Here is a 15190-nt window from a genome sequence, read left to right as displayed (position 1 = left end):
TATTTTTCTAATCTTAACGAGAATGAACTTTTTCGCCCTGAACCCAGACTTCACGGATATGTTCCGGTTGAACGAGATACAGAATTTTTTGGAAAACGTCTTGCAAATCCTCATGCTCATCAAAGATCGGCAATTTGGCGGAAGGAAGCTTCGTGTCAATGATTTGAACATCCCATACGAAATTTTGTTCAATACGTCCGATCGGAAGACTCAAGCTCTCGCCGCCGCCGGCCGTCGCAAGATAGAATGCTTCATGGACGGTGATGCGTGATCCGGGTACGCCTCGTTCTTGAGCGGGGAGGGAGGCATTAACGCCGTCTTCCAGCATTCTGGAAGAGATGACCGCTTGTCTGATGTTATCGAATAGGCTAGGCGAGAAACCTCCGGATACATCCGTGCCTAACCCAATTTCGAGCCCTTTGGCATGGAAATGAGCGATTGGAATAACGCTATTGGCAAAATAAGCATTCGAAATAGGACAATGAGCAATAGCCGTTCCCGTCTCGGCAAATAGATCCGCATCTGGCTCATCCAAAAAGTTACAATGCGCCATGACAGATTTATCACGAAGCAGACCGAAATCATGCAGCGCAAAGGCATCGTTTTTACGGAAACGATCTTGTACATAGCCATGTGCCCAATCACTTTCGCTGCAGTGCGATTGTACATACGTATCATATTTTGCTGCCAGATCTCCCAGGCCTTTCAAAGATTCATCCGTGCAGCTTGGAATGAACCGCGGCGTGACAACCGGGTAAACGCCTTGTTTGGTGGTCTGCGCTAATTCCCGTACAGCTAGAATGAACTCTTCCGTATCCGCGAGTGCTGCGCGAGTGTCCGCGTCGCGGTAGTATTCAGGATTTTGCTCCGGATCATCCATAACCACTTTTCCGACAAGGCCGCGTTGGCCTTTTTGTGCGCATATTTCAGCTAGTAATAAACTCGCTTCTTTATGGACTGTTGCAAAATAAAGTACGGTTGTTGTTCCGTTCGCAAGCAGAGTGCTAACTAGATCGTCATAGACTTTCTTTGCAAAATCCAGATCCGAGAATTTGGATTCGAGCGGGAAGGTATACGTATTTAGCCAATCATGGAGTGGAATGTCTAATGCCGTTCCGGATTGGGCCCATTGCGGCGCATGAACATGCAAATCGACAAAACCAGGCAAGAAATACTGACCCTCAGCTAATTGATGAAAGTTGCTTTGGCCTTGATAGGCATCAAGCAAGGGTTGGTATTCGGAATCGTCCGGTGCAATGATTTTTTCAATCAACCCGTCCGCATTGATACCAAAAAGATGATCTTTTAAGATATGGATTTCTTTTGGGGATTTGCTGGAAAATGCTGTGCCTCGAAATAATTGCATATAATTTTTCATTGTTACCGCCTTAATGTTCGTCTTTTGAGATGTATTTGTTATTATAATTGTTCGAAAATGATATGTCCATAACAAAAGGCGAATAAATGCGGTCATCGCAGATGTAAAAAACAAACAAAAAATGTATGAGGTGAAAAATATCTCCTATGAATTAGGGGGACGTTTTATTATAGTAGTGGTAGGGAATCATATTAGAAAACAAGTGTGGGAAGGAGCCCAGCAGATGAACGAGAACAAAGTGACGGTTGGTTCAATTGATGAGTATATTTCCATGTTTTCGCCCGAGGTTCAGGTTATGCTACAGTCCATCAGGCAGGTCATACATGAATCTGCGCCGGACGCCACAGAAAAGATCAGCTACCAGATGCCAACGTTTGAGCTTCATGGGAATCTCGTGCATTTTGCGGCTTTCAAAAATCATATCGGTTTCTATCCGACTCCGAGCGGCATTGAGGCTTTTCAAGAGGAACTTAATGAGTATCACAAATCAAAAGGGACGCTGCAGTTCCCGTATGATAAACCGTTGCCCTATGATTTAATAAGCAGGATCGTGAAGTACAGGGTTAACAGCAATATGGAAAAAGCGGATCGTAAAGCGAAAAAAAATAAATAAAACAAGCCGATTACGCATAGAAGGAATTAGCGCTTATCGGCTTGTTTTAACGGGGAATAGAACAGTGTAATGTTTTTTGCTCAGTGTCAACATGTTTCTAACAAAATAAACTTATAGATTATAAGTTACATAGGTGATAACAGTGACTGATTTAATTTGTTTGAATCTGGACAGGGATCTTAACCCAACCGAATTTTCGTGTCTTCTTGCTCTAGTATCTGACGAAAAAAAAGAGCAGGTGCTAAGCTATCATTTTCCTATAGATGCGATGAGGTCTCTCGTAGGTAATATATTAGTCCGGTATATGATTTGCCGAAAATTAGAGGAAAGGAACGCGGTGTTGCGTTTTGGGAAAAATAGTTTTGGAAAGCCTCTCCTGTTCAATGATCCTGACATGCATTTTAATATTTCCCATTCAGGAGAGTGGGTAGTATGTGCATTAGACAGCCTTCCTGTGGGCGTTGATGTTGAAGAGATCAAAGAGGCCCCTTTTGAGATTTCCAAGCGCTTTTTCTCACGAGAAGAACGAACATTTTTATTTAACGAAGCTGAGGAAGTAAGAAATGAATCCTTCTATTACATATGGACCTTAAAAGAAAGTTACATCAAAGCCATCGGCCAAGGACTTTCGTATGGGCTTGAATCATTTACGGTCCTGCCGGGGTCCAACTGGGTAAAACACGAACATGGGAACGAGGAAAAAACGCTCTGGAACGAAAAGTTGGACGCCCGGCATGTAGTTGCTTTATGTACTGCTCCGAAACGAAGCAGGAATGTTGAAAAAATGGCGTTGAGCGCATTTATCAAGATAGCTTTAGAAGCTTTAGCTTAACATGGACACGCTTCTTATATCATGCTTGTTTAAGCTGTCAAATCGTGCGAAAACCATGCGTAGATATTAATATTTCGTGCATTTGCGTCGTTCCTTCTATGATTTCGTTGATTCTCGCGTCCCTGAAGTATCGTTCGACGGGGTAGTCGCTACTACAACCGTTGGCACCATGAATTTGAACTGCGTCGCTTGCGACTTTATTCACCATAATAGACGAAAAGTACTTGGCGGTCCATGTATCCATAATCGAATCGGGGTCACCCTCATCCTTTAAATATCCGGCCTTTAAGCATAGCAGTCTAGATGCCTTGATATTTACAATCATCTCTGTGATCATTTTTTGGATTAACTGATAATCGCGAAGGGGTCTTCCAAACTGCTTTCTCTTTCTGACATAATCAACACTGGATTCAAGACAAGCTTGCGCCGTTCCAATCGCTCCCCAGGATACAGTATATCGTCCGTAATCCAAACATGATAAAGCGACATGCGATAGACCTGTCCCTGGGGAACCTATGATGTTATCAACAGGGATACGGCAATTTTCCATATTTAATTCAGCAATCATCGAAGCTCTGGCGCCTAACAATCCTCTCATGGGCTTGATGGTCAGGCCAGGACAATTTCGCTCCATTAAAAATGCCGTTGGTTTCCCATCCAGTTGAGCCATAATGAGAAAAACATCCGCAATTTGCCCCATCGTTATCCACTTTTTTACTCCATTCAAGATGTATGTATCGTCTTCTACGGATGCTGTTGTACTTACACTCTTTGCATCACTTCCTACATTCGGTTCGGTTAGACCAAAAGCACCAATAGTATCACCTTTGGCTAGTCTTGGAAGCCAGTATGCCCTTTGTGTTTCGGTGCCCCATCTCATAATCCCTAGCGCTACCATTCCGTGAACGGTTAATAAGCTTCTCACTGAAGCACAGCCCCTACCAATCTCTTCGTTAAGTAATCCGATGGTAATCGTATCGAGCTCCATTCCTCCGTATTGCTTTGGAATCATTGAACCGAGATAATCGGATTCCCTCATGGATTGAAGAACCTGGTCACATAATTGTTCTTCTTCGTCGTGCTGCTGCGCATATGGTGCAATCTTCTCATCAGAGAATAATTTGAATTGTGTTTGAGCGGTGATTTGCCCCTCTGTGAAATGGAAGTTCATTGTATCATCATTTCCTTTTTAATGGTATTTTGTTGAATTGAAACTAATATATTACATATGGTGTTTGAATAACAGGGGAAATTTGTCGAATATTTATGCTTGTTTTTGGAATCTAAATACTAGACAAATGGATTTTTTTACCTTATTATCATCCTGAGAAAATAAGTATTTTTTTATCATATAAGGATTTTATTATTTAATAAACTAAAAACTAGCAAAAAAGTTATTCGCACTAAAAATTGGGTTTGGGGTGTGACGAACAATGGACAAAGTAGGCGTCATAGGTGCAGGGGTTATGGGAATTGGTGTCGCTCAGAATCTAGCCCAATCTGGTTTTTATGTGAAATTGGTGGATTTGAATGAAGAAATTTTGGAGAAAGCGAAAAGAGAGATTTACGACCATGTGAGGTTTCACCAATTCTATTCGCAGGACAAGGAATCTTTCGATCCGAGTGAAGTATTAAGTCGAATTGAAACCGATGTGGATTTGGAAGTAGTCAGCGATTGCGAATTTATCGTCGAAAATGCAACAGAGAAATGGGATGTAAAGGAGAAAATCTATCCTCGTCTGGACAACATTTGTTCGGAATCCGCCATATTCGCTGTGAATACTTCTTGTATTTCGATTACCAAGATTGGTGCACTAACCAATCGTCCCGACCGCATACTAGGCATCCATTTCATGAATCCTGTCCCGCTGAAACCTACGGTGGAAGCGATCAGAGGGGTCTATACTTCCGATGAGACCATCGAACAGGCAGGCAGCATCCTTTCAAGAATGGGGAAAAAGTACATATTGGTAAACGATATGCCTGGATTTGTCTCCAACCGAGTTTTGATGCTGACCATTAATGAGGCCATTTGGCTTGTTCAGGATCAAGTCGCAAAACCGGAAGATGTGGATGCTATCTTCAAAGAATGCTTCGGCCATGCAAGCGGTCCGCTTGAAACTGGCGACCTCATAGGGCTGGATACGATTCTTTACTCGCTTGAGGTACTCTATGAATCTTATCAGGACCCTAAATTCAGAGCCTGCCCGCTTCTTCGACAAATGGTGGCGGCGGGGAAGAATGGACGCAAGTCGGGTCAGGGCTTTTACACGTATTATTCTCATAATTCGTAAAAATAAAGGAGAATGAAACATGGCAGATATGAAGACAGATATCCGTCAATTTTTGTCTCGTTACGTAAAAAATCAAGACATTCAGGATGATGAGGATATTTTCTCCTCAGGAATTGTGAACTCTTTGTTCGCTATGCAGCTCGTGATGTTCTTGGAGACTCGTTTCAATATCCGGATTACCAATCAAGAAATGAATCTAGACAATTTCAAATCGATAAATTCCATTGCAACAACAGTCGACCGTCTGCTTGCGTAAGACAATAGCATATCGGAAAGGACGATGTTTCGTTGGACTTAAATCCTGATCGTCGCGGAGATGCCGCTGAGCTGATTCGTGAGGAAACCAAAGTGAAATGTGTGGTTTGGGATCTTGATCAAACCATATGGGACGGTATTTTGCTCGAAGACAAGCGGGTAACATTAAGGGGAGAGGTCCTGGAAGTTATTCGGAAACTGGATGAGCGAGGAATTCTGCAGTCGATAGCCAGCAAGAACGACGCTGACGCAGCCATGGCGAAGTTAGAGGAATTGGGTATCCAAGAATACTTCCTGTATCCACAAATTTCATGGGGCTCCAAGTCAGAAGCCATTAAGAATATCGCTTCTTTGATCAATATCAACCCTAATACCATTGCCTTTATTGATGACCAACCTTTCGAAAGGGAGGAAGTTGAATTTTCGCTTCCGCAAGTGAGATGCATTGCGGCAGAAGATATGAATCTAATATTGGAAAGAGCGGACATGACCCCCCGGTTTATTACCGAGGACTCCCAGCTGCGCCGAAGCATGTATATGACCGATAGGGTACGTAAGGAAGAGGAGCAGCATTTTTCCGGCACAAAGGAAGAATTCTTGGCCACACTCAATATGGTTTTTGGAATTTATCCTGCTGGCGAAGGCGATTTGCAGCGGGCCGAGGAACTAACGTTACGAACGCATCAACTCAATGCGACGGGCTATACCTACTCTTATCAAGAGCTTGATGAGTTCCGGAAGTCTGATAGGCACCGGCTTTGGGTATCTGAGTTGGAAGACAAATATGGTACCTACGGAAAGATCGGAATCGCCCTCGTCGAGTGTTCGGAGGAAGTATGGACGCTTAAGCTGCTGCTAATGTCATGTAGGGTTATGTCCCGCGGTGTTGGCTCGATCATGCTGAACTTTATTATGAACGAGGCTCATAAGTCGGGCTGTAAGCTTTGGGCGGAATTTGTTGAAAATTCTGTAAACCGCATGATGTACATCACCTATAAGTTTGCGGGCTTTCAGGAGGTCGGCAAAAACGGGGATATTTTGATCCTTGAGAACGATTTAACTTCGATTCAGCCTTTTCCGGATTACGTGAAGGTTACATGCAGCGAATAGGGGGTGCCTTATGGAAAAGATTGCGTTTTTGTTTCCCGGACAGGGTTCTCAATATTTAGGCATGGGTAAAGCTCTTGCTGATGAATATGCCGTTGTTCGGCATACGTTTGAAGAGGCGAGCGATCTTTTGGGATATGATCTTGCCGAAATCTGCTTTGAAGGCAGCTATAGCGATCTGGCGGATTCCGCCATCGCACAACCGGCTCTCTTAACAACGAGCATTAGTGCTTTCCGGGCGTACATGCAGGAAATTGGGGTCAAGCCCGATTTCGCAGCAGGGCATAGTTTGGGAGAGTATGCTGCTTTGACGGCTAGCGGAGCCTTGACGTTTAAAGATGCGCTTTTGCTCGTCAAGCTGCGCGGGGAGCTAACGCAGCAATTGATCAATAACGGTAACGGAAGAATGACTATTGTGGATGGAGTTCACGAGTCGATTGTTGAACAGGAATGCCTATCCGTTGATCCTTCGGGTACACATGTCAGCGTGAGCTGCCGAAATGGACCAGAACAAACAGCTATATCCGGCGAGGAAGATGCGATTTCCCGTGTTGAATTGAATTTGCAGGAATTAGGCTCGCTGACGCCTTTATTTAAGAGCGCTCCGTTTCATAGTTCGCTGATGACCGAAGTCGCGGATCAGTTTACTGAATCTCTTCATTCCGTAAACTATTCCCGGCTTGGTTGGCCTGTCATCTCTAACGTCACAGGGCTTCCGTATCCCGATGAACATTCGGTAGCAGACCTGTTAATACGCCAGATCACTCATCCGGTCAGATGGAGTGACACTATGTCGTTCTTAAGCAAGCAAAGGGTTAGCCTCACCGTAGAATCGGGCCCGAAAAATGTGCTAACCGCGTTGGTTGAAGCAAATGTTCCCAAGGGGATAAACGTATTCTGTTTCGATTCACGTTTTGACCGCCAGAACCTGGCACAGCATTTAAACCTTCAGGGAGACTTTATCTAATCCGTTCATACAAAGGAGGTTCACATGTTATACCTTAACACTGATGACTTGAACCACATTGGGATTCGATGGAACAATACTGTGAACGTGATAGAAAGAGCTGCGGCGTGTTTAGATACAGGGGACTTTTCCCAGCCGGTTAAGCCTTATGTACGATTTAAAGATCCGGCAAATCGCATTATCGCAATGCCAGCTTATGTCGGCGAGACCTTTTCAATGGCGGGATTGAAATGGATTGCAAGTTTCCCCCATAACATTGACCAAGGCATTCAACGTGCCCATTCAGTTACCGTCCTGAATGATTCCTCAACGGGGGTACCTCTCTCTGTGATCAACAGCGGTCTAATTAGTGGGATTCGAACAGCTTCGGTGTCAGGTTTAGTTATTCAAAAGTTTTTGCAGGCGAAAAAGGCCAGTGGCCTGACCGCAGGCATTATTGGATTTGGTCCGATCGGCCAACTGCATCTTAGAATGATGATGGAACTCTTTCCGGAATCTATCCAGAAGGTGCTTCTCTATGATATCCGGCAGGTGGATGAAAATGATATACCCGACTCCATCAAAGAACGCGTACAGATCTGCAGGAGCTGGGAAGAAGTGTACCTGCAGTCAGATATTTTAATGACGTGTACGGTTTCATCCCATCGATATATCGATAAAAAACCAAAGGACGGTTCCTTACTGCTCAACGTTTCTTTGCGGGACTTTAAATCTGACATTTACGATTACACCCAAACGATCGCGGTAGACGACTGGGAAGAAGTGTGCCGAGAAAATACGGATATCGAGATGATGCACCAGGTTAAAGGTCTTCGAAAAGAAGATACATTCTCCATTGTGGATATCGTTACAGGTGGTGTGCTGGAACGTCTAACTTCCAGTGAAGCCGTTATGTTTAATCCGATGGGAATGGCAGTCTTTGATATTGCGATCGGCTCCTACTACTATCATCAAGCTGCTGCGTCGGGAATCGGAACAGAGTTGAAAGGATAATCGAAGGAGGCTCCATATGTTTTTCCAGAATCGAATCAACAACATTATGGCTGCTTCGTTTACTCGGGCAACAATCGGATATCTCACGCGGTCGCAGACCAAGACTACAGGAAATCTGGTGCTGCCCGGGTTATCTCATGAAGTCAAAGTTTATAGAGATCAAAGAGGCGTTCCTCATATTGAAGCGGCAGATAACCATGACTTATACAAGGCACAAGGTTTTGTAACGGCACAAGACCGTTTGTGGCAAATGGATATGATGCGGCGTCTGGCCGGCGGTGAGCTGGCTGAAGTGCTGGGCAATACGCAATTAAACAGCGATAAGCTATTTCGAACGTTACAGCTGCGGCAGTCAGCTGAGCGGTCATATCAGATCTACTCCGAGCAAACCATAACTTATTTGAAAAGTTACTGCTCGGGAGTCAATGGCTTTATTCAACAGGCTGTCGAAAAGGGCAGGTTACCATTAGAGTTCAAACTGCTGAAGTATCAACCAGCCCCTTGGAAACCGGTTGACTGCTTAATGATCCTAAAACTGATGTCTTATGATATGAGCGAGAATTGGCGGGCCGAAACCTACCGGTACCAACTTGCAAAAAAAGCAGGTCTCCAGTTATGTTCACAACTATTTCCCGTATATCCTCCCGAAGGTTTTGTTACGGTGAAATCCGAAGGAAAAGCAAAGGTTCCTTTCAGGAAACCGGCGTATCCATATATGACTCCTTCGCTCGATCTTGAGGCGCTTCTTTCTGCGACAAAGCAAATACCTGATGAAACGGCGGGCTCGAACGCATGGGTCTTATCGGGAAAACGCACCAAGTCCGGCAGCCCCATTTTGGCTAATGATCCCCATATCAATCATAGCAATCCTTCATTGTGGTATCAGGCTCATCTGGTTGTGTCAGCCGGGGACAAATCGAAGACCAATGTCATTGGTGCAAGCATTCCAGGAGTTCCGGGGATAGCTCTTGGCCATAACGATCATATAGCCTGGGGAGTCACCAATACGAAGATTGATACGCAGGATCTATACATCGAAAAAAAAGACCCCAATAACAAATACAAGTATGAGCAAGAAGGTCTGTGGTTTGATGCGGAAGTTTATCATGAAACGATCAAAGTCAAGGGGCAGCCGGATACGGAACTGGAGGTTCTAGTTACAAGGCATGGCCCGGTCTTAAGTGGCGTGCTGGGAATGGACAAAGAGCTTGAAGATGATAAAGAGGCACTTGCTTTGTCATGGACGGCCCATCAACCCACCACGGAGCTGGAAGCGTTACTGTCAATGAATAAAGCAACCGACTGGAAAGAGTTCCGGGACGCCTTAAAGAGTTACCAGACGCCGGTATTAACTTTTGTGTTCGCTTCTCAGGACGATATTGCAGCAAAGGTAGCGGGCTTAGTACCCATTCGGGGTAATCATGACGGGTTGCTACCAGTTCCGGGGTGGAAGAAGGAGTATGAACTTTCCGGTTATATCCCTTTTGATGAGTTACCCGAGTTGGTTAATCCGGACGAGGGAATCATCGTTAGCGCGAACAACAAAATTATGGATGACCGCTATCCCTATTTTCTTTCTCACGCCTGGGCTCCTTCCTATAGGGCAGACCGAATATACGAGGTGCTTACCGGGATATCAAAAGCAAGCGTCGAGGATATGTTGAAACTTCAGGTTGACTACGCTAACCCGCAGGCTGAACTGCTTTTGCCCTTTCTGCTGCCCATACTTCGAGGAAAACACGCTCTAGGTCTCATGGAGCTGTCAGGTCTAGATATTCTGGAGAAATGGGACCGGGTGGACGAAGCGAAGCAGTCGGGACCATTCGTTTTTTATATATGGATGAATGCTTTAGGACGAATCGTTTTCGAGCCAATGATGGGAAAAGTGCTATATGCCCGAATGTTCGATAAGGTTAACGTGCTCGATCGAATGATTATAGATGCAAATGAAGGACTGGAGAATGATTGGATCAAACGAGCTGGCGGATTGCAGGAGGCCGCTGTAAAGAGTTATCAAGTAGCCATAATGGAATGCGCCCAACTGCAAGGAAGAGACCCGATGAAATGGGAATGGGGCAATTATCACCGAATTGGTCCAGCCCATCCATTAGGAGCAGGATTAAAGGCATTAGGATTCCTAATGAATACCCAAGAACGGCCAGTGGGTGGCAGTAATATTTCAGTCGGGGCGATGGTTCCTAATAGGGATGGATCCGTGTATTGGTCCGCTTCGTGGAGAACCGTGGTCGATTTATCGGATATACGGCAATGTTCCTATGATATTCTTGCGCCCGGTCAATCGGGACACTTTGGTAGTCGTCATTACCAGGATCAAGCGCATGACCATGCTCAAGGGACGTTGTTCAAACAGACAATTGCCCGTGAGGAATACCAACAGGGACGTCTGTTAAGGCTGCTGCCGGGGGGAGTGAAAAAATGCGAAGAGGTGAGAGACAGTGTCCCATTATGCTAGTTTAGTGGAAATGGTCCGACGCAGAGCAACTGACCAGCCTCAACGGCAGGCTCTGGGCTTCATGGTGAATGGCTTGGAACAAGAACTGACATACTCCGAATTGGACAGCAGAGCACGCTCGATGGCCTCAGTACTTCAGGAAATGAAGCTGGAAGGAGAGCGTGCTCTGTTGATGTATCCGCCAGGTTTGGAATATATAACGGCATTTTTCGGCTGCCTGTATGCAGGAATCATCGCGGTTCCCGTGTACCCGCCCAGACTGAACCGTTCATTGTCGCGGATCGAATCCATTGTCTGCAATGCGCAGGCTACATTGGCTCTGACGAATGATCGGATTTATCAGAGCCTTCAATCTCAATTAACCGATTCACCTGAACTTCGCCAATTGAAATGGATGACCTCGGAAGATTTCATAAGCGGCAGTAACCCGGATAATTGGAAAGAAATGAGTGTTGGCCCTGATTCTCTGGTCTTTCTGCAATATACATCCGGATCGACATCACAGCCAAAGGGAGTTCGTCTAACGAATCGCAATCTGCTGCATAACGCTAGTCGGATTAAGGAAAGCTTTGGCTTGACAGATGAAACAAAGCTCGTATTGTGGCTTCCACCGTATCATGACATGGGATTAATCGGCGGAATTATCGCTCCGATCTTTGCTGGATTCCCTTCAACCTTAATGGCGCCTGTTGATTTCCTGCAGAGTCCTTACCAATGGCTAAAGGCCATTTCAGATAAACAGGCAACCGTAAGCGGAGGGCCTAATTTTGCATATGATCTTTGCGTAGAGTCGATTACCGACCAGCAGATGGAGAGTCTGGATCTGACAAGCTGGAGTCTCGCTTTTAATGGAGCAGAACCGATCAGGACGGGTACGCTGAAACGGTTCAGCGACAAGTTTTCGGCTTGCGGCTTTAAGCAATCCACATATTATCCTTGCTACGGGCTTGCTGAGTCGGTTCTGCTGGTCACCGGAGGAGAAGTAGGTAAGGGAGCCGTGATGGGTCAGTTCTCCAAAAAAGCATTAGGCGACCATAGGGTGCAGGTACCAGAAAACCCGGAGGACTGTTCCGTGTTAGTCAGTTCAGGCAAGAACATGGCGGGTCAGGAACTTCGAATTGTACATCCACAGTCATCGGCTATTTGTGGTGAGGATGAGATCGGAGAAGTTTGGGTTGCAAGCTCCAGCGTTGCAGACGGGTATTGGAACAACCAAGAAGCAAGCGAACAATCCTTTGGAAGAACACTTCCTAATGATCCTTGCTCCTATTTGGCGACAGGAGATTTGGGATTTATTTGCGATGGTGAACTCTACATTACAGGCCGAAAAAAGGATCTGCTCATTATTCATGGCATCAATTATTACCCTCAAGATATCGAAGCCGCGGCTGAGCAATCGCATCCCTCGTTGCGCCTGGGGCACAGCGCGGCTTTTTCGGTGGATGTTAACCATCAAGAGCAGCTGGTCATTGTACATGAGGTTGAGCGCAGATTCCGCAAATCTCTGGAAGTTTCTGAGGTTGCTGATGCGATTCGTACAAGAATAGCGGGAGATTTCAGCCTGCAGACATATGCAGTCATCTTGCTGAATCCCGGCAGAATACCTAAAACCTCAAGCGGCAAAATTCAGCGTCATCTGTGCAAAAAAGAGTTTCTGGAAGGAACGCTGGATGCGATTGGGGATAGCTATATATCTAATGAAACAACCGATTGGACAGTACCGGATAAAGAAGAGCTTTTGAATCTGCCCATTGAGAAACGCGTAATTCTAATGGAGAGCTACGTCGGAGAGCTGCTCGCAAATGCACTGAAAATCGATAAAGCAAGAATTCCGAAAGAAGAATCCATCTCTAATTGGGGACTGGATTCCTTGGCAGCTCTTGAAATGGTTAACCAGGTGTATACAGATTTGGGCGCTTCGCTATCGGTAGTCAACCTGCTAAACGGAATGAGTCTGCCTGATCTGGCACTAGAGATCAGCCGAAGCTTGGATGAGCAGACGGATCCGGTTCTCCCAACGATCCAGCGGGAAATTTCGGTATATCGTCCTCTATCCTATGGTCAAAAAGCGCTGTGGTTCCTGCAGCAGTATGAGCCCGAAAACACGGCATACAATATCTCTTTTGCATTCAAGGCCTCCGAAGGATTGAACGAGGATGTTTTGCGCCAAGCTTTTCAGTATCTAGTCGACCGTCATGAGGTGCTTCGGACGGTTTACCCTGTAGAAGGAAAACTACCGGTTGCCTATGTACATCCGGAGAGAGCAGCTGACTTTTGCATGATTGAGGTAAGTGAAAATGACAGATTCGTGCTCCGGAAGCTCGTTACGGAAGCTGCAAACGAGCCATTCCATCTTCAGGACCAGGATGTGCTTCGTATTCGTCTCTATCGCACACCGGACGAAGGCGATATTCTTCTTATCAGCGTTCATCATATCGCTACGGACCTCTGGTCTCTGGTGCAATTGATGGATGAGCTCGATCAGATCTATCCGGCTTTGTGCAGGGGCGAGCATGCCAAACTGCCAGTCCTGGTTGGCCGGTATGGAGATTATGTTACTCAGCATGAGGAAATGCTGAATAGCTCTCGGGGGGAAGAATTGGCTGCATACTGGGAACAACAATTCACCTCCCAGCCCCATCAGCTTACGCTTCCTCTGGATAAATCCAGACCCAAGCATACGACATATAAAGGTTCCAGTTACGATTTCGAAATCGGTAAGACATTGACTCACTCGCTCAAAGACATGTCAAGAACCCATGGGGTAACCCTATATTCATTATTAATGGCTTCTTTTCAAGTTCTCTTGCACCATTACAGCGGGCAAGCGGATATTCAAGTCGGCACTCCGACTGCGGAGCGTTATGATCCGAAAATGAAAGAAACCGTCGGGTATTTCGTAAATCCCGTCGTTATTCGTGGCCGCTTCGAAGACAATCCGGCCTTCGCCCAATTCCTCAAGACGATCCAAGAACAGACGTTAGGCGCACTTGAGAATCAAGGGTTTCCATTTGCGTTGTTGCTTGAACGATTGCAAGTGGCAAGAGAGCCTGGTGTTAATCCATTGTTCCAAGTGATGTTCGTATTAGAGAAACCGCAAAAAATGGACCATTTATCGAAAATCATTCTTGGACAATCCGAGGTGAACTTTAAACTGTGCGGACTCGAATTGGAGTCCTTTGGTCTGGAAATGCAAACTTCACAATTCGATTTGACTCTGATCATCGCTGAAACCGAAGGAACGCTCGGAGCGAGAATGGAGTACAATACGGATCTATTTGAACCTGAAACGATATGCACGATGGCAGAGTCGTTTCAAGCTCTGCTCGGCGAGGTTGTTGCTCATCCGGAATGCCCGGTTTCCCATTTATCTGTTCTTTCGGATAAGATACGCCATCAAACCGTAACGGAATGGAACAAAACCGGACGCGATTATCGGCTGGACAAGCCGCTTATTCAGTGGATTGAGGAGCAGGCGGAGCGTACGCCGGATGCCATGGCGATCCGCTTTGAAGACCTTCAGCTGACCTATCGCGAGCTGGATCAAGAAGCCGAACGACTAGCCCGCAGACTGCGCCGGCTAGGGGCGGGTCCGGACGGCTTCGTCGGGATCAGCGCGGAGCGTTCACTGGACATGATGGTTGGGCTGCTTGGGATATTGAAGTCCGGCGCGGCTTATGTGCCATTAGACCCGGCGTACCCTCGGGAGCGGCTGGCCTTTATGCTGGAGGACGCCGGGGTGCCGATTCTGCTGACACAATCCCATTTGGCACCAGAGTTACCCGAGCATTCCGCGCATGTGGTGCTGCTTGACGGGCCGGGCGAGATGCTGGAGGACGGGGAAGAGGAAGCGGCGAAACGTGCCGCCGGCCGTAAGGACGCGATCTATATGATCTATACCTCGGGCTCGACCGGCAAACCCAAAGGGGTCATCAATATCCAGGAGGCCGTGGTCAACCGCCTGCTCTGGATGCAGGAGACATTTGGACTCACTCCGGAAGACCGGGTGATGCAGAAGACGCCGATCAGTTTCGACGTATCCGTATGGGAGCTGTTCTGGCCGCTGATGACGGGTGCGGGCCTGGTTCTTGCCGCTCCCGAAGGGCACAAAGATCCCGATTACCTGCTGAAGTTGATCCAAAAGGAAAAGATCACGACGCTTCACTTCGTGCCGTCGATGCTGCACATGTTCGTGGAACAGCCGGGGGTGGAGGACCTACCGAGCCTGAAGCGGATCATTTGCAGCGGCGAGGCGCTGCCGTATGCGCTGCAAGAACG

General features: G+C 46.4%; 11 protein-coding genes. 9 read left to right on the top strand and 2 right to left on the bottom strand.

Annotation, left to right across the window (positions count from 1 at the left end):
* Positions 1-13 precede the first annotated feature (13 nt).
* Positions 14-1378, bottom strand: a complete 1365-nt coding sequence (guaD, locus tag GRF59_RS13680; RefSeq protein ID WP_160498289.1) for a guanine deaminase — start codon at positions 1376-1378, stop codon at positions 14-16.
* Between the two features lie 223 nt (positions 1379-1601).
* On the opposite strand from guaD, the gene GRF59_RS13675 reads away from it, so the two are divergent.
* Both GRF59_RS13675 and GRF59_RS30140 read left to right on the top strand, forming a co-directional pair.
* Complete coding sequence (locus GRF59_RS13675; protein ID WP_160498288.1) at positions 1602-1991, top strand: iron chaperone; 390 nt, start codon at positions 1602-1604, stop codon at positions 1989-1991.
* A 142-nt stretch (positions 1992-2133) separates the two neighbouring features.
* Positions 2134-2823: a 4'-phosphopantetheinyl transferase superfamily protein gene (locus GRF59_RS30140; RefSeq protein ID WP_160498287.1), complete on the top strand. Its 690-nt coding sequence runs from the start codon at positions 2134-2136 to the stop codon at positions 2821-2823.
* A gap of 37 nt (positions 2824-2860) precedes the next feature.
* On the opposite strand, the gene GRF59_RS13665 is transcribed toward GRF59_RS30140, so the two are convergent.
* Complete coding sequence (locus GRF59_RS13665) at positions 2861-3994, bottom strand: acyl-CoA dehydrogenase family protein (protein ID WP_160498286.1); 1134 nt, start codon at positions 3992-3994, stop codon at positions 2861-2863.
* Positions 3995-4256: 262 nt separating this feature from the next.
* Between GRF59_RS13665 and GRF59_RS13660 the strand changes: the two genes are divergently transcribed.
* From GRF59_RS13660 to GRF59_RS13630, 7 genes are all read left to right on the top strand, one after another.
* The gene (locus GRF59_RS13660; RefSeq protein ID WP_160498285.1) at positions 4257-5117 is read left to right on the top strand and encodes a 3-hydroxyacyl-CoA dehydrogenase family protein; all 861 of its coding nucleotides are present in this window, start codon (positions 4257-4259) and stop codon (positions 5115-5117) included.
* 19 nt (positions 5118-5136) lie between these two features.
* Entirely contained in the window at positions 5137-5373 is a 237-nt protein-coding gene (locus GRF59_RS13655) for a phosphopantetheine-binding protein (RefSeq protein ID WP_160498284.1), read from the top strand.
* 32 nt (positions 5374-5405) lie between these two features.
* A complete protein-coding gene (locus GRF59_RS13650) occupies positions 5406-6482 on the top strand; it encodes an HAD-IIIC family phosphatase (protein WP_160498283.1) in 1077 nt (358 codons plus the stop codon).
* A gap of 10 nt (positions 6483-6492) precedes the next feature.
* Complete coding sequence (fabD, locus tag GRF59_RS13645) at positions 6493-7446, top strand: ACP S-malonyltransferase (protein ID WP_160498282.1); 954 nt, start codon at positions 6493-6495, stop codon at positions 7444-7446.
* A 24-nt stretch (positions 7447-7470) separates the two neighbouring features.
* On the top strand, positions 7471-8439 hold the full coding sequence (gene sbnB, locus GRF59_RS13640; protein WP_160498281.1) for a 2,3-diaminopropionate biosynthesis protein SbnB: 969 nt from the start codon (positions 7471-7473) through the stop codon (positions 8437-8439).
* A gap of 16 nt (positions 8440-8455) precedes the next feature.
* On the top strand, positions 8456-10912 hold the full coding sequence (locus GRF59_RS13635) for a penicillin acylase family protein (RefSeq protein WP_160498280.1): 2457 nt from the start codon (positions 8456-8458) through the stop codon (positions 10910-10912).
* Between the two features lie 10 nt (positions 10913-10922).
* Positions 10923-15190 (top strand): AMP-binding protein (locus GRF59_RS13630; RefSeq protein ID WP_160498279.1); only part of this gene is annotated, 4268 nt, incomplete at its 3' end.

The organism is Paenibacillus dendrobii, from assembly GCF_009807035.1.
GTDB classification, from domain to species: domain Bacteria; phylum Bacillota; class Bacilli; order Paenibacillales; family Paenibacillaceae; genus Paenibacillus_AQ; species Paenibacillus_AQ dendrobii.
Note: the sequence above shows the minus strand (reverse complement) of the source record. Positions and strands in the feature narration are given on the sequence as shown.